The sequence below is a fragment of the Streptomyces sp. AcH 505 genome (assembly GCF_000818175.1).
In the GTDB taxonomy this organism is placed as follows: Bacteria; Actinomycetota; Actinomycetes; order Streptomycetales; family Streptomycetaceae; genus Streptomyces.
The window spans coordinates 5,784,890-5,807,185 of sequence record NZ_JTIY01000001.1 but is presented as its reverse complement, the minus strand read 5'-3'; the positions used below and the strand labels follow the sequence as shown (position 1 = coordinate 5,807,185).

Annotated in this window: 18 protein-coding genes; 7 read left to right on the top strand and 11 right to left on the bottom strand. The window is 70.9% G+C overall.

The features are described from left to right. Positions 1–5 precede the first annotated feature (5 nt). A complete protein-coding gene (gene mmsB / locus HY68_RS26005; RefSeq protein WP_041993010.1) occupies positions 6–1,190 on the top strand; it encodes a multiple monosaccharide ABC transporter permease in 1,185 nt (394 codons plus the stop codon). A gap of 84 nt (positions 1,191–1,274) precedes the next feature. Further along, positions 1,275–2,627: a 6-phospho-beta-glucosidase gene (locus HY68_RS26000; RefSeq protein WP_041993007.1), complete on the top strand. Its 1,353-nt coding sequence runs from the start codon at positions 1,275–1,277 to the stop codon at positions 2,625–2,627. A gap of 98 nt (positions 2,628–2,725) precedes the next feature. Here HY68_RS26000 and HY68_RS25995 read toward each other — a convergent pair whose 3' ends face one another. Genes HY68_RS25995 through HY68_RS25985 form a run of 3 tightly spaced genes read right to left on the bottom strand, consistent with a single transcriptional unit; the run spans position 2,726 to position 4,687 of the window. Then, positions 2,726–3,526 carry an SAM-dependent methyltransferase gene (locus tag HY68_RS25995; RefSeq protein WP_041993005.1) on the bottom strand — a complete coding sequence of 267 codons (801 nt, stop codon included), beginning with the start codon at positions 3,524–3,526 and terminating at the stop codon, positions 2,726–2,728. Positions 3,527–3,586: 60 nt separating this feature from the next. Then, positions 3,587–3,823 carry a DUF397 domain-containing protein gene (locus tag HY68_RS25990; protein WP_041993002.1) on the bottom strand — a complete coding sequence of 79 codons (237 nt, stop codon included), beginning with the start codon at positions 3,821–3,823 and terminating at the stop codon, positions 3,587–3,589. After that, positions 3,824–4,687 (bottom strand): helix-turn-helix transcriptional regulator, encoded by an 864-nt coding sequence (locus HY68_RS25985; RefSeq protein ID WP_041992999.1) that lies wholly within the window; start codon positions 4,685–4,687, stop codon positions 3,824–3,826. 208 nt (positions 4,688–4,895) lie between these two features. On the opposite strand from HY68_RS25985, the gene HY68_RS25980 reads away from it, so the two are divergent. Further along, positions 4,896–5,363, top strand: coding sequence for an ATP-binding protein (locus tag HY68_RS25980; protein WP_041992996.1), 468 nt, complete (start codon positions 4,896–4,898; stop codon positions 5,361–5,363). Continuing rightward, positions 5,357–5,779, top strand: coding sequence for a hypothetical protein (locus HY68_RS25975; RefSeq protein ID WP_041992993.1), 423 nt, complete (start codon positions 5,357–5,359; stop codon positions 5,777–5,779). The genes HY68_RS25980 and HY68_RS25975 overlap by 7 nt, the downstream gene beginning before the upstream one ends. Before the next feature lie 85 nt (positions 5,780–5,864). Here the strand turns inward: HY68_RS25975 and HY68_RS25970 are convergent, their stop codons facing one another. From HY68_RS25970 to HY68_RS25940, 7 genes are all read right to left on the bottom strand, one after another. Then, complete coding sequence (locus tag HY68_RS25970) at positions 5,865–8,312, bottom strand: glycoside hydrolase family 2 protein (protein ID WP_041997182.1); 2,448 nt, start codon at positions 8,310–8,312, stop codon at positions 5,865–5,867. Between the two features lie 88 nt (positions 8,313–8,400). Then, complete coding sequence (locus HY68_RS25965; RefSeq protein ID WP_041992990.1) at positions 8,401–10,590, bottom strand: alpha-galactosidase; 2,190 nt, start codon at positions 10,588–10,590, stop codon at positions 8,401–8,403. 32 nt (positions 10,591–10,622) lie between these two features. After that, positions 10,623–11,999, bottom strand: a complete 1,377-nt coding sequence (locus HY68_RS25960; RefSeq protein ID WP_041992986.1) for a sugar ABC transporter substrate-binding protein — start codon at positions 11,997–11,999, stop codon at positions 10,623–10,625. Then, a complete protein-coding gene (locus tag HY68_RS25955) occupies positions 11,996–12,976 on the bottom strand; it encodes an acetylxylan esterase (RefSeq protein ID WP_041992983.1) in 981 nt (326 codons plus the stop codon). Before HY68_RS25955 ends, HY68_RS25960 begins: the two co-directional genes overlap by 4 nt. Beyond that, the gene (locus HY68_RS25950; RefSeq protein WP_241778685.1) at positions 12,970–15,417 is read right to left on the bottom strand and encodes a glycoside hydrolase N-terminal domain-containing protein; all 2,448 of its coding nucleotides are present in this window, start codon (positions 15,415–15,417) and stop codon (positions 12,970–12,972) included. Before HY68_RS25950 ends, HY68_RS25955 begins: the two co-directional genes overlap by 7 nt. 37 nt (positions 15,418–15,454) lie before the next feature. Beyond that, positions 15,455–16,390, bottom strand: a complete 936-nt coding sequence (locus HY68_RS25945; protein ID WP_078863786.1) for a carbohydrate ABC transporter permease — start codon at positions 16,388–16,390, stop codon at positions 15,455–15,457. Positions 16,391–16,401: 11 nt separating this feature from the next. Further along, entirely contained in the window at positions 16,402–17,364 is a 963-nt protein-coding gene (locus HY68_RS25940) for a sugar ABC transporter permease (RefSeq protein WP_041992975.1), read from the bottom strand. A 197-nt stretch (positions 17,365–17,561) separates the two neighbouring features. Here HY68_RS25940 and HY68_RS25935 point away from each other — a divergent pair, with 197 nt between their 5' ends. Together HY68_RS25935 and HY68_RS25930 are read left to right on the top strand one after the other, a co-directional pair. Next, on the top strand, positions 17,562–18,743 hold the full coding sequence (locus HY68_RS25935; protein ID WP_041992973.1) for an ROK family transcriptional regulator: 1,182 nt from the start codon (positions 17,562–17,564) through the stop codon (positions 18,741–18,743). 111 nt (positions 18,744–18,854) lie between these two features. After that, positions 18,855–20,096, top strand: a complete 1,242-nt coding sequence (locus HY68_RS25930; protein ID WP_041992970.1) for an ROK family protein — start codon at positions 18,855–18,857, stop codon at positions 20,094–20,096. A gap of 96 nt (positions 20,097–20,192) precedes the next feature. On the opposite strand, the gene xylA is transcribed toward HY68_RS25930, so the two are convergent. Further along, a complete protein-coding gene (gene xylA / locus HY68_RS25925; RefSeq protein ID WP_041992967.1) occupies positions 20,193–21,362 on the bottom strand; it encodes a xylose isomerase in 1,170 nt (389 codons plus the stop codon). Between the two features lie 257 nt (positions 21,363–21,619). On the opposite strand from xylA, the gene HY68_RS25920 reads away from it, so the two are divergent. Beyond that, on the top strand, positions 21,620–22,296 hold a 677-nt coding region (locus tag HY68_RS25920; RefSeq protein WP_241778684.1), incomplete at its 3' end, for an FGGY family carbohydrate kinase.

Sequence of the window (22,296 nt, the reverse complement as noted above, 5' to 3'; positions counted from 1 at the left end):
TCGCCATGGGTCAGGACACCACCGGGGCGCTGCTGCTGGAAGCGGCGCGGCGCAACATGCGGCAGTACGGGATGCTCGTCGCGCTCTGTCTGATCGTCGTCCTGTTCGAGATATGGACCGACGGCGTGCTCCTCAAGCCCAACAACGTCACCAATCTGGTGCTGCAGAACAGCTACATCCTGGTCCTCGCCATCGGCATGATGATCGTCATCATCGCGGGCCACATCGATCTCTCGGTCGGCTCGCTGGCCGCCTTCGTCTCGGCCGCCTGCGCGGTGATGATGGTGGAGCACCAGGTCCCCTGGGTGCTCGCGCTGGTGCTGGGGCTCGCCATCGGGGCGGTCGCCGGGGCCTGGCAGGGCTTCTGGATCGCGTACGTCGGCATTCCGTCGTTCATCGTGACGCTCGCGGGCATGCTGCTCTTCCGCGGCGGCACCCAGATCCTGCTCGGGTCGCGGTCGCTCGGTCCGTTCCCGGAGGGCTTCCAGAAGATCTCGACGGGCTATCTGCCCGAGGTCGGCCCGGACACGAACTACCACAATCTGACGCTGCTGCTGGGCCTCGCGCTGCTGGCCTTCGCCGTCTTCCAGGAGGTCAGGGACCGGCGCAGGCAGCGGGCCTACGAGCTGGAGGTGCTGCCCCGCAATCTGTTCCTGCTCAAGTGCGGGGCGCTGGCCGCCGCCGTGCTCGCCTTCACGATGACGCTGGCCAGCTACCGCGGCGTCCCCGTCGTCCTGCTGCTGCTCGCCGCGCTGCTCATCGGGTTCGGCTTCGTCATGCGCAACGCGATCGTGGGCCGTCATGTGTACGCGCTCGGCGGCAACCAGGCGGCGGCGAAGCTCTCCGGGGTCAAGGACCGGCGGGTCACCTTCCTGGTCTTCGTCACCATGGGGGTGCTCGCCGCACTGGCCGGGATCGTCTACGCGGCCCGGCTCAACGCGGGTGTGCCGCAGGCCGGGGTCAACTTCGAACTGGAGGCCATCGCCGCGGCCTTCATCGGCGGCGCCTCGATGAGCGGCGGTGTCGGCACGGTGTTCGGGGCCGTCATCGGCGGTCTGGTGCTCGGCGTGCTCAACAACGGCATGTCCCTGGTGGGCGTCGGCACCGACTACCAGCAGGTCATCAAGGGTCTCGTGCTGCTGGCCGCCGTCGGCTTCGACGTGTGGAACAAACGAAAGGTGGGTGGCTGACGCGCGGCGGGCCCGCCCTCTCGGCGATGATCGGTACCGGCCGGGTGACCTCCGCGCCGACCGACACGAAGGGCGGTTCACTGGATGAGGCTGACGATTCTGGGCGGTGGCGGTTTCCGGGTGCCCCTGGTGTACGGCGCGCTGCTCGGCGACCACGGCGAGGGCCGGATCACCCGGGTCACGCTGTACGACGTCGACCGGGGGCGGCTCGGCGCCGTCGCCCGGGTGCTGGCCGAGCAGGCGGCGGGCGTGCCCGGGGCGCCGGAGGTCGTCGCCACCACGGATCTGGACGAGGCGCTGCTCGGCGCCGACTTCGTCTTCTCCGCGATCCGGGTCGGCGGGCTGGAAGGGCGCGCCGCGGACGAGCGGGTCGCCCTGGCCGAGGGGGTGCTGGGGCAGGAGACGGTCGGCGCGGGCGGTATCGCGTACGGGCTGCGCACGGTCCCCGTCGCCGTCCGTATCGCCGAGCGGGTGGCGGCGCTGGCGCCCGACGCCTGGGTCATCAACTTCACCAACCCGGCGGGGCTCGTCACCGAGGCCATGTCGCGGGTGCTCGGTGACCGGGTCATCGGGATCTGCGACTCACCGGTGGGGCTCGGCCGGCGGGTCGCCCGGGTGCTGGGCGCCGATCCGGATCAGGTCTGGATCGACTATGTGGGGCTGAACCATCTGGGCTGGCTGCGCGGGCTGCGGGTGGCGGGCAGGGACGAGCTGCCCCGGCTGCTGGCCGACCCGGCGGCGCTGGGCTCCTTCGAGGAGGGCCGGCTGTTCGGCCCCGAGTGGCTGGCCTCGCTCGGCGCGATCCCCAACGAGTATCTGCACTACTACTACTTCAACCGCGAGACCGTACAGGCCTACCGGTCGGCAGAACGCACCCGTGGCGCCTTCCTCCGCGACCAACAGGCGGGTTTCTACGCCGGGTTGGCCGGACCCGAGAGCACGGGGTCCGCGCTGGACGCGTGGCACCGTACGCTCTCCGAGCGCGAGGCCACGTACATGGCGGCCAACCGTACGGCGGCCGGGGTGGGCGAACGGGACTCCGCCGACCTGGAGCCGGGCGGCTACGAGAAGGTCGCGCTCGACCTGATGCGGGCCGTCGCACGTGACGAGCGGGCGACCCTGATCCTGAACGTCCGCAACGGCACGACGCTGCGTGTGCTGGACGCCGAAGCGGTCATCGAGGTGCCGTGCCTGGTCGACGCGAACGGCGCGCATCCGGTGACGGTCGGTCAACTTCCCGGCCACGCGGTGGGGTTGGTCACCGCGGTCAAGGCGGTCGAGCGCGAGGTCCTGGAAGCGGCGAGCGGCGCCTCACGGGCGAGCGCGGTCAAGGCGTTCGCCCTGCATCCCCTGGTCGACTCGGTGACGGTGGCCCGGCGGCTGCTGGACGGCTACACGGCGGCGCACCCGGGGCTCGGCTATCTGCGGCGGAGCTGAGGCGGGCCGGCCCGGACCGCGTCCGGAAATGACGCGTGCGATGCCGCAGCGCACCTGAAAAGTGCTGCGGCACCGCACGCGTACCCCACCCGTTCTCTCTATGGTTTGCGTGCCACGCCCGCGTAGCCCGGTATCGGTTCGCCGCCGGGTGCGGAGGTGGCCTCTCCCGGATCCGGACGCCACCGCTCGGCCAACGCGACGCCCGGCTCCACGAGTTCGAGTCCGGTGAAGAACTCGGCGAACTCGTCACGAGAGCGCAGGGCCAGCGTGAGGCCCCGGTTCTCGTACAGGGAGCGGGCCTGTTCCGCGCTGTCCGGGGTGAAGTCCCCCGTTGCGTGGGAAAGGACGAGATAGCTGCCCGGAGACAGCGGTTCGAGCAGTCGCCGCACCAGGTCGTGCGCGCCGTCCTCGTCGGAGACGAAGTGCAGCAGCGCGACGAGCGACAGGGCGACAGGCCTGTCGAAGTCCAGGATCCCGGCCGCGGCCTCGATGATGGCATCGGGTTCGCGGGCGTCGGCCTGGACGTACTCCGTGGCACCCTCCTGGGTGCTGCGGAGCAGCGCCTCTGCGTGCCGGAGGACTATCGGGTCGTTGTCGGTGTAGACGACACGGGAATCGGGGGCGACCTCCTGGGCGATCTGATGGAGATTCGGTTGGGTCGGGATACCCGTCCCGATGTCCAGATACTGCCGTACTCCGCCGGTGGTACCGAGCCAGCGGGTGGCGCGGTGCATGAAGCCCCGGTTGACCTTGGCCATCTCGTGCGCCCTGGAGTCCAGGGTGAGCAGCTGCCGCCCCATCTCCTCGTCGACGGGATAGTTGTCCCGCCCGCCGAGGAGCCAGTCGTACACCCGGGCCGGATGCGGCTTGCTGGTGTCGATGGGGAGGTGCCCGGTCATGCGCGCTCCATGAGTCTCAGGGTCTGTGGGCAGGATCTGCGGAACAGGAGTGGCTGCGGATCAGGTCAGCAGGAAGTCCGCCTGCCCTGACTTGGCCCCCTGGATGAAGGCCTCGATCTCGCCGGTCGTGTAGATCAGTGCGGGGCCTTCAGGGTCGGCCGACTGACGCACCGCGACTCTGCCGTCGGCCAGCTTCATGGCCTCGATGCAGTTGCCGCCGTTGCCGCCGCTCCACGGCTTGTGCCAGCCATCGGCGCCAAGGTCGGTGGCGGGCATGCCGTTGTATATGGGATCCATTCACAGCTCCTTGCGGACATCCTTGAGGATCTCCTTCGTGCGTTGTGCAGTCGCGGCCTGCGCCGCCATCCGGTCCATGACCTCCAGGTGAGTGGCCACCTCCGGGCGTGCGTCGAGATAGACCGCGCCCGTCAGGTACTCGCTGAAGACCATGTCCGGAAGTTCTGGTACAGCGAAACGGAAGATCACGAACGGCCCGTAGGTGCCGGGATGGTGCCCGCTCGCGAATTCCGCGATCTGTAGCGTCACATTGGGCAGGTCGGCGGCTTCGAGCAGCCGGTCGATCTGCTCCAGCATGATGTCCGGGTCGTCACCGACGGGCCGGCGCAGCACCGTCTCGTCCATGACCACCCAGAATCTCGGTGCGTCCTCCCGGGTGAGCAGCGACTGGCGCTCCATCCGGAGTGCCACGTGCCGTTCCATCTCCGCCGGCTGGGCCTGCCCCACGGCCCCCGCGTGCATGACGGACCTGGCGTACCCCTCCGTCTGGAGCAGCCCGGGAACGAAGTGCGGTTCGTAGGCCCGCAGGAGGGATGCGGCGCCCTCCAGGCTGACATACATGCTGAACCAGTCCGGCAGGATGTCGTGGAAGCGCTGCCACCAGCCGGGCTTGTTCGCCTCCTCCGTGAGGTCGACGAACGCGTCCGACTCCTCCTGAGCGACCCCGTAGGCCCTGAGCAGCACCTGTACGTACGGGATCTTCAGCGTGACCTCGGCCGTCTCCATCCTGCGGATCGTGGCCGGCGCCACGCGGAGCAGCTTGGCGGCCTCTTCGCGTTTCAGGCCGGACCGCTCGCGCAGGTCCTGCAGACGTCTGCCGAGCACGACCTGACCCACGGTCGGGGCTGACCGCGGTTCACTCACTTTGGAGACCTCCCCACGCACGATTGGCAGCAGTCTGCCATGACTCCACGACGAAGAACACGGCACTCTGGAATTTTCAGAGTGCCACTTGCCAAGTGTCCCCGACGGGTGGAGAGTGGATGAGTGAACCAGTTCACGCGATTGTCGCGCTGTGCCGTGGGAGAGGCGTCACGCGCAGCAGTCGCTTCCCCACCGTTAGGAATCGGTCGTGGCACCTGGTAACGCGCTCACCCCCCAGCTGATCACCGTGTGCCCTGGCAACGTTGTCCGACGCTACGGATTCGAGTTGCCCGCCCGTGCGGAGTCGGTAAGCCGTGCTAGAAAACTGACCCAGGACCGGCTACGCCGGTGGGAGGTGGCCGAGGAGACCTGTGAGACCGCCGTCCTGGTGGTGTCGGAGCTGGTCACCAACGCCGTGGTGCACGCCGCCGGCGACCACGTCATCTGCGAGATACGCGAGGAGCAGGGGCGGCTGCGGATAGCGGTCGAGGACCAGGGTTACGGACCGACCGGCCCCCAGCTGCACCGCGCGGCCGAGGACGAGGGCGGACGGGGACTCTTTCTTGTCGATTCGATGTGCAGCTGCTGGGGAGCGCACGACACATCCGGATACGGACCCGGGCGTGTCGTCTGGGCCGAGCTCTCACCGGAGAAGGAGACGGAGGCCCCGTGCTGAGGACCGCGCTGCACCGCTTCACCCAGGGCCTGCGCGCCGAGCACGCCGGCCGGGTGCAGCTTCCGCTGCCGGCCACTCTCCCGGCCTCGCTGGGCTGTGACGCGGTGGGCGTCCCGGCCCGGCACGGTTTCCGGCTGATGGCCCGGTTGCCGCGCAGCGGCTGTGTCTTCGCCGACGCGGACTGGTGGTGGTGGATCGTCCCCGCCGGCTCCGACCTGGAGCTGGCCTGGCCCGAGCCCGCCCGCTACGTGGAGGGGACCAGCGTGCCGGCGGCGCGCCCCCGGCTGATCCACTGGCCGGACGACCCGACGCCGTACACGCCGCCGATCCCCTTCTACCTCATGGTGTGCCAGCTGGCCGGCACGGCGCCCGCCTGGGACTCGCAGGTCCCGCGCACCGTACCGACCCCTCGCTGACCGCCTCTCCCGGCCGGCTCTCCCGGCCCGGGCAGAGCCGCCAAGGCCGTCAGGGCTGTCAGGGCTGTCAGGGCTGTCAGGGCTGTCAGGGCTGACCGAGTACGAACAGCGCCGCGCGTGCCACCGCGGCGTCCGGGCTCTCCCAGTTCCGTACCCGTACCGTCACGCTCTCGCCCGGCAGCAGCGTCAGCAGCCCCTGGTCGGCCACGGCCGCAGGGGCGAGCCTGTCCGCCTGGAGCAGCAGGTCCCGCAGCAGCGTGCGCGCGGTGATCACGACGCCCACGCCCTCTCCCGTACCGTCGTCGGGCGCCAGCGTCACCTCGTACTCCGGCACGGGGTAGCGGAACGCGAGGTCGCGGACCGGTACGTGCAGGGCGCGCAGTCCGTCCGCGTCCGCGACGAGGTACTCCTCCCCGGAAGCCGCGTCGGGCAGCAGCGCGTCCGGCACCGGCGCGTTCGCGACCGTACGTGCTTCGGCGACCAGCGTCACCCGCTCCCGGCCGAGCACGTCGCCCGCCGCCGACATCCGCCGCAGCTCCACCTCGGCGTGCCACGGCCGCGCCGACTGGTTGACGGCGTGGACGGCCGGTCGTCCTTCCCTGAGTTGTACGGTCAGCAGCCGGTCGGCGTAGAGCCTGCGCAGCTCGTACCAGAGCGGTTTCAGCCTGGCGTCGCCGTCGACGGCCGCCCACGAGGTCACCGGCCAGCAGTCGTTGAGCTGCCAGACAACGGCGCCCGCGCTCAACGGCCAGTGCGAGCGCCAGTGTTCGACGCCCGTGGCCACCGCGCGCACCTGGTTGACCTGCATCAGGTAGTGCCAGCGGTCGAAGTCTTCCGGGATCTCGAAGTGCCGGGCGAGACCGCGCTCCAGCTTGCCGTTGCCGTCGGACGCCTTCTGGTGGTGCAGCATCCCCGGTGAGTCCGGGCGCAGTTCCTCCCCGGGCAGGGCGCGCCGCAGCGTCGCGTGTGCGGGCGGCGCCTGCCAGCCGAACTCCGCGACGAAGCGCGGGACTTCGTCGAGGTAGTCGGTGTAGTCGGCGACGTTCCAGACGTCCCAGGAGTGCGTGACGCCGTGCGCCGGGTCGTTGGGTTGGTGGTCCCACGACCCCGACCAGGGGCTGCCGGCCCAGTACGGCCGGGTCGGGTCGGTGTCGGCGACCACCCGCGGCAGCAGTCCCAGGTAGTAGCCCTCGCCCCAGGAGTCGCCCGCCAGCCGCTCCTCCCAGCCCCAGTCCCGGAACGCCCACAGGTTCTCGTTGTTGCCGTTCCACAGCACCAGACTGGCGTGCGGCATGAGCCGCGCGACGTTCTCCCGTGCCTCCGCCTCGATCTCGGAGCGCAGCGGCTGCTCCTCCGGGTAGGCGGCGCAGGCGAAGAGGAAGTCCTGCCAGACCATCAGGCCCAGTTCGTCGCAGACGTCGTAGAAGTCGTCACGCTCGTAGATACCGCCGCCCCAGACGCGTACCAGGTCCACATGGGCCTCGGCGGCCTGGCTCAGGCGCTCGCGGTAGCGCTCCGTCGTCACCCGGGAGGGGAAGATGTCCTCCGGGATCCAGTTCACGCCGCGGACGAACAGCCGCTCGCCGTTGACGACGAACGTGAAGCCGCTGCCGTGCGCGTCGGCCGAGGTGTCGATCTCGACGGTACGGAAGCCGACGCGGCGCGACCACCGGTCGAGGGCGGCGCCGTCCTCGTCGTGCAGGGTGACCTCGCAGTCGTACAGCGGCTGCGCGCCATGGCCGTTGGGCCACCACAGGTCGACGTCCGGTACGACGGCGGTCACCGTCGCCGCGTCCCCGTCGAAGCTCCCGGAGACCTCCTGGCCGCCGACCCGGACGGTGGCGGTGAGCGTACGGCCCGCCGCCCGGTCGGTGCGCTCCACGTCGAGCCGGATCTCCACCCGCCCCGCGGATCCCTCGACGGTGACCAGCGGGCGTACCCGGTCCAGCCGCGCCGTGGACCAGTGGTCGAGCCGTACGTCCTTCCAGATGCCCGCGGTGACCAGGATCGGTCCCCAGTCCCAGCCGAAGGCGCAGGCCATCTTGCGGATGAAGGGCGCCGCCTCGGGATACGCCTCACGGCGCGCCCCGATCTGTTCCCTGACGGCGTCGGCCGCGGTGTAGGCCGAGGTGAACCGTACGGAGACCGGGGTCGCAGCGCCGCCGGCCGCGTACCGGCCGGTGATGTCGAACCGGTAGCCGCGGTGCATGTTGGCCGTGCGGCCGATCACCTCGCCGCCGACGCTGATCTCGGCGGCCGTGTCCAGCCCTTCGAAGACCAGGTCGGTCCGCTCGTGCGCCGTGTCGCGCGCGCCGAGCGTCGTCTCGTACTCCCAGTCGGTGCGGCCCACCCAGTCGACGTCGAGTTCGTTCCGTCCGATGAACGGGTCGGGGATCCGGCCCGCCGCGAGCAGGTCGGTGTGGACACAGCCCGGCACCTGGGCGGGCAGCGCCTCCCCTTCGTGCCGCAGCGTCCAGCCCTCGGTGTGGGGAACCGCTTCCCTGCTGCGGGGGCGGTGGTTGTCGGTATTCATGGTGATCACCTCACGACTCGCGATTTCGTGCGTTCAGGCCTGTCGTTCAGAGCTGCCGTTCCGGGCTCCTGCCGTTCAGAGCCGTCGTTCAGGGCTGTACGCGCCGGACCTCGAAGAGCAGGGCCTGCGCGGGGGCCAGCGTGGGCAGCGGCACCCCGGCGCCGGCGAGCACGGCGCCGGGCAGGGTGACCCAGCCGTCGAGTGCGGCGGTGTACCACGCGGGGCCCGACACCTGGTGGGCCACCGGCAGGCCCGCGTCGTCGCGGACCCGTATCTCGTAGCGCGCCGCCGGGTCGAGGCCGGGCAGCCGGGTCCTGCCCGACTGGCCGTCGCCCGACGTCCCGGTCCTGGCCCAGCAGTAGAGCGCCGAGCCGCCGTCGGCCGCGACCACGCCGTGCAGCAGCACGGCGTCGTCCGCCAGGTCGGCGCGGACCACGCGGCCGCTGTGCAGCAGCGCCCGTACCTCCTTGTACAGCGCCACCCAGCGGCGCAGCGCGGTCAGTTCCTCCGGTGTGCGGGCGGTCAGGTCGTCCTCGATCCCCGCGTGCCCGAAGAGCGCGGTGAGCTGACGGAACGACGCGTCGGTCACCCGGCCCGTGGTGTGGCTGCGGGGGCCGCCGACATGGGTGCCGATCAGCTCGGGCGGCAGCAGCTGGCCGGTCCAGCGCTGCACCGACTGGCGCTCGACCGGGTCGTTGCAGTCGGACGCCCAGACCCGGTCGGTGCGGGCGAGGATGCCGAGGTCGACCCTGGCCCCGCCGGACGAGCAGCTTTCGATCTCCAGCCGGGGGTGGCGCTCCTTGAGCGCGTCCAGCAGCCGGTAGGCGGCCTCGGTCTGGGCGTGCACACCCGGCCGGTCCTGACCGCCGGGACCTCGGCCGACCGCTTCGTGCAGATCGCGGTTGTGGTCCCATTTGAGGTAGTCGATCCGGTAGCGGGTGACCAACTCGTCCAGCGATGTGAGGAGATGAGCGAAGGCGTCGTCGTGCGCCAGGTTCAGTACGTACTGATGGCGCGCGCTCGGGCCGAGGCCCACGGACGGGCCGAGGATCCACTCGGGGTGCTCGGTGGCCAGCCGCGAGTCGAGGTTGACCATCTCGGGTTCGACCCAGAGGCCGAACTGCATGCCGTGGCCGTGCACCCGGTCGGCCAGCGGTCCGAGTCCGCCGGGCCACACCTCGGGGTCCACGGCCCAGTCGCCGAGTCCCGCCGTGTCGTCGCGGCGGCCGGTGAACCAGCCGTCGTCCAGGACGAGCCGTTCCACCCCGATGTCCGCCGCCCGCTCGGTGAGTTCCAGCAGCCGGTCGACACGGTGGTCGAAGTAGACCGCCTCCCAGGTGTTCAGGGTGAGCGGGCGCGGCGTCACCGGGTGCTGGGGACGGGCCCTGAGCAGGGCGTGGAACCGGTCGGCGAGCGCGTCGAGGCCCTGGTCCGACCAGACGAAGTGGCAGACGGGCGCCGTGTAGCGCTCCCCCGGTGCGAGACGGATCTCGCCGGGGGCGAGGGACTCGCCGCCGCCGAGGACCGCGCCGTGCACCCCGGCGCCTTCCGGTGAACGCTCGGCCAGCCAGCGCTGGTTGCCGCTCCAGGCCACATGCAGGCCCCACACCTCACCGGTGCGGAAGCCGAAGCCCGGCATCCCGACGGTGAGCAGATGGGGCGCGTCCTGTCCCGGCTTGCCCCGGCGCACCTCCCTGACATGGCTGCCGTGCGCGAGGGTGCCGCGCTGGGGTGCCCGCTCGCGGCACCACTTGCCGGTGAAGTCGAGGATCTCGACGGCCCGTGCGGGCAGCGGCAGCAGCGTGGTCACCCCGGCCAGGTCGTACGGGGTGGCGTCCTGACCGCCCGTCAGGACCTGCCTGGTGAGTTCGGTCCGTACGCTCAGCACCCCGGAGGGCTCCAGCAGGTAGCCGAGCGTGATGTCGAGTTCGCTGACGTCGTCGGCGAGTTGGAGCACCAGCTCGCCCGCGCTCTCGTGCGCGTCGACCAGCCGCAGCCGGGGGGTGGTCGCGACGCCGCCCCGGTGGCCCTGGTGGGCGGGGGTGCCGGACCAGTTCTCGGCCTCGGTCGGCCAGACGGTGAACTGCCGTACGGAGTCTGGCGCGTTGTTGAGGACGACGCCTTCGGCGGTGCGGCTGAGCGCCGCGAGGTCGTCGTCCGTCAGGGGGCCGAGGTCCGCGCCCCAGTGCAGTACGCGGGGCAGCGGCCCGGTCAGCTCGACGGCGAAGCTCACTCCGGCCGCGCGCAGATGGGCGATCCGCGCGGTGGTGCGGGTCATGCGGTGGGTCCTTTCGAATCAGCGGACAAGGCCTAGTCCTTCACGGCCAGGAGCTTCTTGGTCTGCTGGGTCATGTCCTTGAATATCTCGTCGTTCGCGTCGTGCGCGAAGAAGTTCTGGAACATCGGCTCCAGCACCGAGCCGATGGCCGTGCCGTTCGCGTAGGGCGGGTAGGCCAGGAGTTCACCGTCCTTCTCCGCCTTGATGAAGACCGACAGGTCGACCCCCTTCGTCGCCATGGACCTGGCCGAAGCGTCCATGGAAGCCGGGATGGAGGGGAAGAAGCTGCCGGACGCCGACGCCTTGGACTGGCACGCCTCCGAACCCATGTAGGAGACCCACTTCCAGGTCAGCGCGGGGTGCTTGGTGCCGGTCCAGATGACGTTCCCGTTGGAGTTGCTGCTCGTGCCGCGCTTGCCGCCGGGGCCCGCCACGTTCGGCGAGATACCGACCTTGAGCTTCGGGAGCTGGGCGAACTGGGTGGCCTCCCAGGAGCCGCCCGGGTAGATCGCCACCTTGCCCGAGCCGATCATGTCCGTACCGCTGGGGGTGTTGCCCGCCGAGGCGAACTCGCCGTCCTTCGGGGCGAATCCACGGTCCGTGAGCTGCCGGAAGTAGTTCATCGTCCGCACGAAGCGCGGGTCGGCGTAGTCGAACTTGCCTGGCCAGGACGGCTTGTCACCGAGCCGCCAGCCGAGCGACGAGACGAACGGGCTCCAGGTGGTCTGGCCCGTGAAGTCCTTCGTGGCCATCGTCCCGATGCCGTAGGTCTTGACGTGCTTCTTGTCGAAGCCCGGCTGGTCGCCGCGCACGCCCTTCTTGTCGACGGTCAGATGGGCGATCATCTTCTGGAACGTACCGCCGTCGTCCGGGTTCCAGTTGAGCGCCCTGACGTCGGCGGCGGTGTAGCCGGCCTTCTTCAGCATGTCCTCGTTGAAGTAGAGCGCGGCGGACGCCCAGTCCATGGGCAGTCCGTACTGCTTGCCGTCGGTGTACTTCCACGCGTCCACACCGACCGAGAACTTGCCGATGTCGAAGTGGGTCTTCTTCATCAGCTCGTCCAGCGGCATCAGCTGCTTCAGCGAGGCGTACTGCTGGAGGTACTGGACGCTGTTCATGAACGCGTCCGGCGCGGTGCCCGCGACGAAGCCCGCCAGCAGTTTGGTGAAGTAGTCCGCACTGTCGTACTGCGAGATCTTCACCGTGACCCCGGGGTTGGCCGCCTCGAAGGCGGTCGCGCACTCCTGGTAGCCGGCCGCCTGTTTGTCGTCCCAGGTCCACCAGTTGAGTGTGGTCCGGCCCGCCGGACCCGCGTCCGCGCCGCAGCCGCTGAGCAGTGCGGCGGTCGCCGAGAGGACCAGGCCGGCGGTGAGCTTGGCCCGTACGCGTCGTGTGAACCGGATCGTCATCGTTCCTCGATTTCCTGGGCCGGTGCGGAGCGGAAGGCGGCGAGCGCGTCGGCCACGTCCTGCGCGCCGCCCGCCTCGTGTCCGTTGAACTCCCACGTACGGATCGACTTGGGCCCCCGGTAGGCGTGGTAGGCGCCGAAGGCGGTGGACGGCGGGCAGATGTCGTCCATCAGCCCGGTGGAGAAGTGGCCGGGCGCCTGGGCCCTGCGGGCGAAGCCGACGCCGTCGAAGTAGCCGAGCGTGCTGAGGACGGCGTCCGCGGCATGCCGGCGCGCGCCGAGGTAGCCGGTGAGTTCGGCATAGGGGAAGGTGCCGGTGACGGCGAGCGCGCGGCGGATGTCGGTCAGGAACGGCGCCTGGAAGTGTCCGGCCGCCAGGTCCGGCACCAGACCGGCGGCGGCGAGCGCGATGCCCGCGCCCTGGCTGTTGCCGGTGACAGCGACCCGCGCGGGGTTGACGGTGTCCAGGGTGCGTACCGCGTCGATCGCGCGGACCGCGTCGGTGAAGACCCGCCGGTAGTAATACGTCTCCTTGTCCTCCACGCCCCGGGTGAGGAAGCCCGGGTACGCCGGGCCGCTGCCGACCGGGTCGGCGGTGTCGCCGCCCGCGTGCGCGCCGCCCTGGCCGCGCGTGTCCATCAGCAGGTGCGCGTAACCGGCACTGGCCCACACCAGGTCGTCGTACGGGCCGCCCCGGCCGCTGCCGTACCCGTGGAACTGCACGACGGCGGGCAGCGGGCCCCCGCGCTCGGCGGGCAGCCGCAGCCAGGCGTGCACGGGGTGCCCGCCGTAACCGGCGAAGACCAGGTCGTACACCTCGACCGTGCGCAGTTCGGTGCGGACGGGCGTCAGCACCGGATCGCCGCCCGCCGCGCGCGCCTCGGTGAGCGTGGCGTCCCAGAACGCGTCGAAGCCCTCGGGTTCCCGGTAGCCGCTGCGGTACGCGTGCAGCCCCGGCAGGTCCAGGTCGCTCAGCATGCGGGCGCCAGCTTCCCGTCGAGGACGATCTCCTGGCCGGCCGCGATCCGGACCGAGACCAGCGCGTCCCCGTGGCGCAGCCGTACCGGGGCCGTCCCGTCGCCGGAGATCCGGCGGACGGTCACCGAAGTGAGCGTGCCGTCCTGCCAGTCGAGGTCGGTCTCCAGGCCGCCCCGGCAGCGCAGCCCGCGCGCCTGTCCCACCGCCCACCGCGCGGGCAGGGCGGGAAGCAGGGTGATTGTCTCGCCGTGGCTCTGCACGACGAGTTCGGCGAGGGCGGCGGTGAAGCCGAAGTTCCCGTCGATCTGGAAGGGCGGATGGCTGCTGAAGAGGTTCGGCAGCAGACCGCCCCACCGCGAGCCGTCGACCGGGGCGTGTTCCGCCGGGTCGTACGACAGCGGGCGTACGGCTTCCAGGAAGAGGTCCCTGGCGATGTCGCCGTCGCCGAGGCGGGCGCGCAGCGCGATCTTCCACGCCCAGGACCAGCCCATCGCGCCCGGCCCGCGCCGGTCGAGCACCGTGCGGGCCGCCGCGGCGAGTTCGGGGGTGGTGTCCGGATCGATCTGGCCGAGCGGGTAGACGGTGACCAGCTGTGACATGTGCCGGTGCGCCGGGTCGACCTCGGGCAGGTCGGTCGCCCACTCCTGGAGCCAGCCGCCCTCGGTGACGGCGGGGGTGCGCAGCCGGGGCAGCGCCGCCCTGATCTCCGTACAGAGCGGGTCGTCGATGGCGAGCACGTCGGCCGCGGCGAGACAGCGCTCGAACAGGGCCCTGATCAGGCCCATGTCCATGGTGGTCGAGCGGGTCAGGGACGCGGGGGTGCCGGCGGCCGAGCGGAAGAGGTTCTCGGGCGAGGTCGAGGGGAGGGTGTCGAGCTGTCCGTCGTCGCCCTCGACCAGCCAGTCGAGACAGAAGGCCGCCTGGCCGCTCAGCAGCGGCCAGCCGCGCTCGCGCAGAAAGTCCGCGTCGCGGGTGAAGTCGTAGCGGTCCCAGACGTGTTGGACCAGCCAGGCACCGCCCATCAACCAGAATGCCCAAGAAGGGTTGCCGTGTTGCCCGCCGACCGGCAGGGACCAGCCCCACATGTCGGTGTTGTGGTGGGTGACCCAGCCACGGGCCGCGTACAGCTCACGGGCGACCGGGGCGCCGTTCTCCGCCGCCCGGTCCAGCAGGTCGAACAGCGGCAGATGGCAGTCACCGAGTCCGGTCACCTCGGCGGCCCAGTAGTTCATCTCCGTGTTGATGTTGACGGTGTAGTTGGACGACCAGGGCGGCCGCAGTTCTGCGTTCCAAATGCCCTGGAGGTTGGCGGGCGGGCCCGCGCCCGCGCGTGAAGCGGAGGCCAGCAGATAGCGGCCGAGCTGGAACATCACGGTGGCGGCGAGCGCGTCGTCCGCGCCGGAGAGGAGATCGCGCTCGACGTCGAAGGTGCCGCTCCCGCGCTGCCCGACGCGCAGCGAGGTGGCGCCGAGCAGTGCGCGCAGATCCCACTGATGCTCCGTCATAAGCTGCTCGGCGCCCTGGGCGAGGGCAAGTTCGGCCCGGGTGGCCGCGTGCGCGCGGTGGCCGGCGCGGGTCCTGCCGTCCTGGCCGGGGGTGTGCGTACGGGACCAGAAGTCGGCGCCCGCCGTGGAGGAGGCGACGGTGATCAGTGCGCGGGTCATTCCGCGCACGGCCCAACCGCCGTCCCGCGCCGTGACGTCGCCGTCGGTGTCGACACGGACGGCGAGCGCCGCGTACGGGTCGTAGCCCGCGCGCTCGGGGCCCTCGGACGTCGACTCGTCGGCGTACCGCAACGGTTGGGCCACGGCCTCCTCGTGCAGCGGCGCGCCGTCGACCGGGACGGCCACACCGATGAGGATGCCCGACTCCCCCGTCTCGCGGTGGAGTTCGCGCAGCGGGCTGCCGAGATCCAGGGCCAGGTCGACCTGACCGTCCGTCACGGCGATCTCGACGCAGAGGGCGCCGGCGGGCCGGTCGGCCCAGGTCTGTCGGCGCAGGGTCCGGGCGCCGTACCGGATCTCCTCCTCGACGACACCGTTGTCGAGGTTGAGGGTGCGGCCCGTGAAGCTGCCGGGCTCCGCCGCTTCGAGCCTCATGGTGAGGTCGGCGAAGGGCAGGAACTCCTGGGTGTAGTCGCCTTCGAAGGACATCACCAGGGCTTCGGCGCGCGGGTGGTCGCCCGCCGTGACGGCGGCGCGGATCTCGGCGAACCGTTCGGGTCCCGCACCGGCGGCGCGCACCGCGTCCAGGGCCTGCGCCGGGCCTTCGGGGGTGCCGGACCAGAGGGTCGAGTCGTTGAGCTGGATCCTGGCGGTTTCGACGCCGCCGAAGACCATGGCACCGAGCCTGCCGTTGCCGACGGGCGCCGCCTCGTGCCAGTCGGCGGCGGGCCGTGCCCAGTGGAGCCGCAGATCGTCGGGGGTGCTGACGGGTTTCACAGATCCAAATATGGGTCCGTACATGGGTCCGTACTTCCTACTTCAGGCCGGTGAAGCCGATGGAGTTGACGATGCGGCGGCCGAAGACCATGAACAGCACGAGCATCGGCAGGGCGGCGATGAGGGTCGCCGCCATCAGCCCGGCCCAGTCGGGCGCGGCCTGCGGGGACGACTGCTTGAAGACGCCGAGGGCGAGGGTCAGCGGCCTGGCGTGCTCGCCGTTGGTGACCAGCAGGGGCCAGAAATAGTCGTTCCAGGTGTTGATGAACGTCAGCAGGGAGAGCGTCGCGATCGGGGCGGCCGTCATCGGCAGGGTGATCTTGAAGAAGATCCGCATCCGGGAGGCGCCGTCCACGATCGCGGCCTCCTCGATCTCGGTGGAGAGCCCGAGCATGAACTGCCGCAGGAAGAAGACGTTGAACGCGGAGAACAGGGCGCCCGGCAGGATCAGTCCGGCGAACGAGTCCATCAGCCCGAGGTTGCGTACGAGCACGAAGTTCGGCAGCAGGGTGAGGATCCCGGGCACCATCAGCGCGCAGAGCAGGACCGTGAAGACCGCGTCACGGCCCTTCCAGCGCAGCCGGGAGAAGGCGTAGGCGGCCATCGCAGAGAAGAAGACGACCAGCGCGGTCTGGACGGTGGCGTAGACGATCGAGTTGCGCAGGTAGAGCGCGGTGTCGAGGGAGGCGCCCGAGCCGCCCTGCGACTGGGCCTCGGCGGTCGAAGCGAGGCCGAGGGCCCGTTTGAAGGCGCCGACGGTGAAGTCGACGGGGAGCAGGGACGACGGATCCGTGGGCAGGGCCACGTTGTTGGAGAAGGCCGTCCGCAGGATCCAGTAGAACGGGAAGATGGTGACGACGAGCACGACGACGACATAGATCCAGGCGACGGCCTTGCCGGGGGAGAATCGCGGGCGCGCTCCCGCTGCCGGGCGCGGCCCGGCTGTCGTGGCGGATGACGACAGGGTGGACATGGTCCGGCTCCTCAGCTCAGGTCGGATTCGTTGGCGCGGGCCAGCCGCATCTGGGTGAAGGTGATCGCGATGAGCATCACGAACAGCGCCAGCGACATCGTCGAGGCGTAGCCGAAGTCCAGTTCCCCGAAGGCTTTCTCGTAGATGTACATCTGGAGCACGTTGGAGGCGTTGGCCGGGCCGCCCTTGGTCGTGACCTGCACGATGTCGAAGACCTGGAAGGATCCGATGACGGTCAGGATCACCACCATGACCAGGATCGGCCGCAGCAGCGGCACCGTCAGCCTGCGGAACATCTGCATCTCGCTCGCCCCGTCGAGCCGGCCCGCCTCGTAGACCGTCGGCGGGATGGTCTGCAGCCCGGCGAAGATGAGTACGGCGTTGTAGCCCATGGACTTCCAGATGCTGATCGCGGCGAGCGAGGGCACCGCCCAGTGGCTGTCGCCGAAGAACAGCAGATGCTGCCCGGTGACCTTCTCGATCAGCGCGCTGATGATGCCGAGCTGCGGGTCGAGCATCCACTGCCAGACCAGGGCGGCGACCACGCCCGAGATCAGGAACGGCAGGATGATCAGGCCCCGGATCACGGTGGAGTTGGTCAGCCGGTGCAGTACGACGGCGGTGATCAGCGAGAAGAGCACCCCGAGGACGACGGAGACCGCGACGAAGTAGGCGGTGACGCCCAGCGAGTGCCAGAAGACGCTGTCGTGGATCAGCTCGCGGAAGTTGGCGAGGCCCACCCACTTCGCCGGGGTGAGGATGTGGAACGTGGTGAAGCTGAAGTAGAGGCCGCGCACGGTGGGGTACGCGAAGAAGACCAGGAACCCGACGACGGCCGGGGTGATGAGCAGCCACGCCAGCTTCGCGTCGCCGCGCCGGTGGGTGGCCACGGCGCCCGGCCGCTGCGAGCGGCGGCCCAGGGGCCCGCGTACGGCCTTGAGGCCGGGCGGCGCAGTGCGAGCTGACAGTGCCATGGCTGCTCCATTTCGCCGCTTCGTCGCGGCTGTTCCGTGGCTCCCTGAGTGAGGGGGAGCGCCGCGACCCTAGTCAGGGTTTCCTTCCAGGGTCAATATATTGACCACCACTGTTTGCGGCGGATTTACGGCTGGTCGGAGCGTGAATGGTCGCAATCGCGGTCCATTACCTGCCCTGAGAAGGTAATATTCCGACCGTGAGTCTCTCCCAGCAGCCACCCGCCGCCGCCCTGGTGTTCCAGACCCTGTTGACGCAGGGGCCGCTGACCCGGGCCGAACTCGGCCGCAGGACCGGGCTGTCGTCCGGAGCCGTCACCAAGGTCTCCACCCCGCTGCTCGCCGACGGCTGGATCACCGAGATCGGCCAGCCCGTCGGGGAACGGCAGCCGGGCAGGCCGGCCACGCTCGTCGCCGTCCGGCCCGACCGGGCGCGGTTCGTCGGCGTCAAGGTCACCGCCGACGAGCTGATCGGCGTCCTGGCCGACCTGACGGCGACCCAGCTCGCCACCCGCCGGGTCACCCTCGGCTCCCGGGACGTCGGCACGGTCGTGCGGGCCATCGCACGGCTGGTGGGAAAGCTCGCCGCCGAGCCCGGCGGGGAGCACGCGCCCGAGGTGCACAGCGTCGGTGTGACCATCTCGGGCGATGTCGACGGGCACACCGGGGCCGTACGGTACTCACCGTTCCTGGACTGGCGCGGTGTGCAGCTCGCCGCCCTGGTGGAGAGCGCGACGGGCATCGCGACCGTCATCGACAACGACGTACGGGCGCTGACGGTGGCCGAGCAGTGGTTCGGCTCGGGAGCGGGACTCTCCTCGTTCGCCCTGGTCACCGTCGGCGCGGGAATCGGCTGCGGAATCTCGATCAACGGCCATGTGGTCTCCGGCGCGCACGGGGTGTCCGGCGAGATCGGCCATCTGCCGGTGGGCGGCTCCGACCGGGTCTGCACCTGCGGCAACACCGGCTGTGTGGAGGCCATCGCCTCGGCCCAGGCGATCGTCGACCAGGTCAGGGAGGAGACCGGGGACACCGCGCTCACCCTGGCCGACGCCACCCGCCTCGCCCACAACGGCGACGAGGCGGCCCGCCGGGTCTTCACCCGGGCGGGCAGGGCGCTGGGTCTCGCCATAGCGTCGGTGGCCAACCTCTTCGGACCCGAGCGCATCATCATCTCCGGTGAGGGCGTCGCCTCGTACGACCTGTTCAGCGACGAGATCCGGCGGGCCTTCGGCGCCCAGGCGTTCGGCACGGCGGCCGACTGCGATCTGGTGGTGCGCCCGCTGCCCTTCGAGGCGTGGGCGAGGGGCGGGGCGGCGGTGGCGGCGCAGCGGCTGTTCGCGCCGGGCCGGACGGCCGGATCGGCGCTCCCCGCCGGATGAACCGGCGGTCGTCACGGCGCGACGGACGGGTGCCCCGCGGCCTCCGTCGTGGGGCGGACCTGCCAGGACACCCCCTGCGCGCAACGCCGATCACATAGGCTCGTCAGCGACATGAACAACAACCACACATCCCTCGGCCCCAAAGCGGACAAAGAGACAGTGCGCCGGCACAATCTGAGCCTTGTGCTGCGCGCGGTACGGGACGAGGGCGAGGCGACCAGGGCCGGGGTCGCCGCGCGCGTGGGACTGACCAGGGCCGCGGTGTCGTCCCTGGTCGAGCAGTTGCTGGAGAGCGGCTTCCTCTCCGAGTCCGGCAAGACGTTCAGCGGACAGGCGGGCCGGCCTGGCACGGTGCTGAAGGTGACCCGTTCCGGGCCGGCCGGGATCGGTGTCGAGATCAACATCGACTACGTGTCGGTGTGTGTCGTCGATCTGTCCGGCACCGACCGGGTCCGGCTCACCGAGCACATCGACAACAGGGGTGCGCTGCCCGCCGAGGTGCTGGCCCGTGGCGCCCGTATCGCCGCGCGCACCCTGGAGTCCGCCGCCGAGCAGGACTTGCTGCCCGTGGGGGTCCAACTGGCGCTGCCGGGGCTGGTGTCGGGCGGTACGGTCCGGCAGGCCCCCAACCTCGGCTGGAACCGGGTGCCCGCCGAGGAGCTGTTCGCGCGCGCCCTGGCCGAACTGCAGCCGGAACAGCCCGTGCTGCCGGTGAGTTCGGAGAACGAGGCCAATCTGGCCGCGCTGGCCGAGCTGTGGTTCGGCGGCCTCGGCCCGTTGCGCTCGTTCCTGTATCTGACCGGTGAGATCGGCGTCGGCGGCGCGCTGGTCCTCGACGGTGAACTGCTCCGCGGCGCGCACGGCTTCGCCGGGGAGATCGGCCATGTCGTCGTCGACTCCGAGGGCCCGCTGTGCCGTTGCGGTTCGCGCGGCTGTCTTGAGCAGTACGCGGGCCAGTCGGCGCTGCTGCGGGCGGCCGGCATGGACGAGAACTCCGGGGTGCCGGGCGTCGCGGAGCTGGAGCGCAAAGCGCGCGGCGGTGACGCGCGGGCGGTGGCCGCCGTCGAGCAGGCGGGCACGATGCTGGGCCGCGTCCTGTCGGGCGCGGTGAATCTCTTCGACCCTGACGCGGTCGTACTCGGCGGGATCTACCGCGAGTTGATGCCCTGGCTGTCGCCCTCGGCCGACCGGGAGCTGACGGCCCGGGTGGTCTCGGGCCTGTGGCCGCGCGACAGCGGCCGGCTGCGCGCCTCCTCGTCGGCGGGCGACGCTGCGCGCGGCGCGGCCGCCCTGGTCGTACGGGCCGTCCTGGCCGACCCGGTGGCCTACGTACGGCGCGAGGCGAACCGCTGACAGCCGCGTGAGCGCGGGCAGCCGGAGGCCCGGGCAGCGGGGCTGCCCGGGCCGAACGGCACCCTCGCGAACGCGTCTGCCCGGAAGGCGGACGGGTCAGCGGGCGCCGAGCAGGTGGTCCATGGCGAGCTGGTCGAGCGCCTCGAACGCCATGCCGCGCTCGGCGGCGGCGTCGACGTCGAAGTCCTCGAAGGCGGCGCGGTCGGCGAGCAGCGCCGCCACTCCGTCGGCCGCCGTGGGCTGGGCCAGCTCGTCCAGGCGCGCTGCCCGCAGCGCCTCCTGGACCTGCGGGTCGGCGCGGAACGCGGCGGCGCGCTCCTTGAGGATCAGGTAGTTGCGCATGCAGCCGGCGGCCGACGCCCACACCCCGTCGAAGTCCTCGGTGCGCGGCGGCTTGAAGTCGAAGTGCCGCGCGCCTTCCCAGCCCGCGCTCTCCAGCAGGTCCACGAGCCAGAAGGCGGCGCGCAGATCACCGGCGCCGAAGCGCAGGTCCTGGTCGTAGCGGGTGCCGTGCTGGCCGTTGAGGTCGATGTGGAAGAGCTTGCCCGACCACAGCGCCTGCGCGATGCCGTGCTGGAAGTTGAGCCCGGCCATCTGCTCGTGCCCGACCTCCGGGTTGACGCCGAACAGCTCGGGGCGCGCGAGGCGGTCGATGAAGGCGATGGCGTGGCCGACGGTGGGCAGCAGGATGTCGCCGCGCGGCTCGTTGGGCTTCGGCTCGATGGCGAACTTGATGTCGTAACCCTGCTCCGTGACGTACTCGGCGAGCAGGTCGAAGGCTTCCTTCATCCGGTCGAGCGCGAGGCGCACGTCCTTGGCACCGCCCGACTCGGCGCCTTCCCTGCCGCCCCAGGCGACGAAGGTCTTGGCGCCCAGCTCGGCGGCGAGGTCGACGTTGCGCAGGACCTTGCGCAGCGCGTAGCGGCGCACGTCACGGTCGTTGGCGGTGAAGCCGCCGTCCTTGAACACGGGGTGCGTGAAGAGGTTGGTGGTGACCATCTCCACCGTGATGCCGGTCTCTTCGGTCGCCTGCCGGAACCGCTTGATGTGCGCCTCGCGCTCCGCGTCGGTCGAGCCGAACGGGATGAGGTCGTCGTCGTGGAAGGTGACCCCCCACGACCCCAGCTCGGCGAGGCGCTTCACGGACTCGACCGGGTCCAGGGCCGGGCGCGTGGCGTCACCGAAGGGGTCCTTGCCCTGCCAGCCCACGGTCCACAGGCCGAAGCTGAACTTGTCCTCGGGGGTGGGGGTGAAGCTATCCGTCATCTCTGGCCGCCTTCGACACCTCAAGGTCCGGCACGTGCCGACCTTTTGTTTCCTGACATGACTAATATGGCACGGCGCCCCCGGTACGCAAAAGCCCCCGTTCGCGCTCATCTGTGTCCGACCGGTCGAACATGCACGGGCAGGACCACGGAGAGTCAATGATCGCCGCCCCGGTTCCGGTGCGGCGCCCCATCGCGTAATTTGTTTTTCCCACGTCCAAAACTGTGTTCCACAGCCGGTCAGGAAGAGGTACGTCCATGTCGCGGAGCCCGGTCGTGATCGGCGTCGACAGCTCCACCCAGTCGACCAAGGCGGCGTTCACCGACGTCGAGACCGGCAAGCTGCTCGCCGTCGGGCGCGCCTCGCACCGCGTCACCGGCGAGGGCGGCGCGCGCGAGACCGACCCCGAGGTGTGGTGGAGCGCGCTGCGCGAGGCCGTCACCGCGGGGCTCAAGGAGTCCGGTGTCGACGCCTCGGCTGTGACCGGTATCGCCGTCGCCGGCCAGCAGCACGGACTGGTGGTGCTGGACCGTACGGGACGGCCGCTGCGTCCGGCGATGCTGTGGAACGACACCCGCTCCGCCCCGCAGGCAGCGGCGCTCACCGAGGCGCTGGGCGGCGCCGCCGCCTGGGCGGCACGCACAGGTTCGGCGCCCGTCGCCTCGATCACCGCCACGAAGTGGCAGTGGCTGCGCGAGAACGACCCCGCCGTCGCCGAGGCGACGGCGGCGGTCCGGCTCCCCCACGACTTCCTCACCGAGCGGCTGGCCGGCACGGCCGTCACCGACCCCGGTGACGCCTCGGGCACCAACTGGTACTCCACGGCCACCGGCGCGTACGACCCGGAGCTGCTGGCGCTGCTCGGCCTCGACGCCGCGCTGCTGCCGGCCGTCGCGACCACCGGCGGCGCCCGGATCGGCTCGCTCACCGCGGG

What these genes read in the sequence shown, in the direction of transcription:
- mmsB (WP_041993010.1), top strand. Translation starts at nt 6, where the DNA reads ATGGGTCAGGACACCACCGGGGCGCTGCTGCTGGAAGCGGCGCGGCGC.
- HY68_RS26000 (WP_041993007.1), top strand. Translation starts at nt 1,275, where the DNA reads ATGAGGCTGACGATTCTGGGCGGTGGCGGTTTCCGGGTGCCCCTGGTG.
- HY68_RS25995 (WP_041993005.1), bottom strand. Translation starts at nt 3,526, where the DNA reads ATGACCGGGCACCTCCCCATCGACACCAGCAAGCCGCATCCGGCCCGG.
- HY68_RS25990 (WP_041993002.1), bottom strand. Translation starts at nt 3,823, where the DNA reads ATGGATCCCATATACAACGGCATGCCCGCCACCGACCTTGGCGCCGAT.
- HY68_RS25970 (WP_041997182.1), bottom strand. Translation starts at nt 8,312, where the DNA reads ATGAATACCGACAACCACCGCCCCCGCAGCAGGGAAGCGGTTCCCCAC.
- HY68_RS25965 (WP_041992990.1), bottom strand. Translation starts at nt 10,590, where the DNA reads ATGACCCGCACCACCGCGCGGATCGCCCATCTGCGCGCGGCCGGAGTG.
- HY68_RS25960 (WP_041992986.1), bottom strand. Translation starts at nt 11,999, where the DNA reads ATGACGATCCGGTTCACACGACGCGTACGGGCCAAGCTCACCGCCGGC.
- HY68_RS25955 (WP_041992983.1), bottom strand. Translation starts at nt 12,976, where the DNA reads ATGCTGAGCGACCTGGACCTGCCGGGGCTGCACGCGTACCGCAGCGGC.
- HY68_RS25945 (WP_078863786.1), bottom strand. Translation starts at nt 16,390, where the DNA reads ATGTCCACCCTGTCGTCATCCGCCACGACAGCCGGGCCGCGCCCGGCA.
- HY68_RS25940 (WP_041992975.1), bottom strand. Translation starts at nt 17,364, where the DNA reads ATGGCACTGTCAGCTCGCACTGCGCCGCCCGGCCTCAAGGCCGTACGC.
- HY68_RS25930 (WP_041992970.1), top strand. Translation starts at nt 18,855, where the DNA reads ATGAACAACAACCACACATCCCTCGGCCCCAAAGCGGACAAAGAGACA.
- xylA (WP_041992967.1), bottom strand. Translation starts at nt 21,362, where the DNA reads ATGACGGATAGCTTCACCCCCACCCCCGAGGACAAGTTCAGCTTCGGC.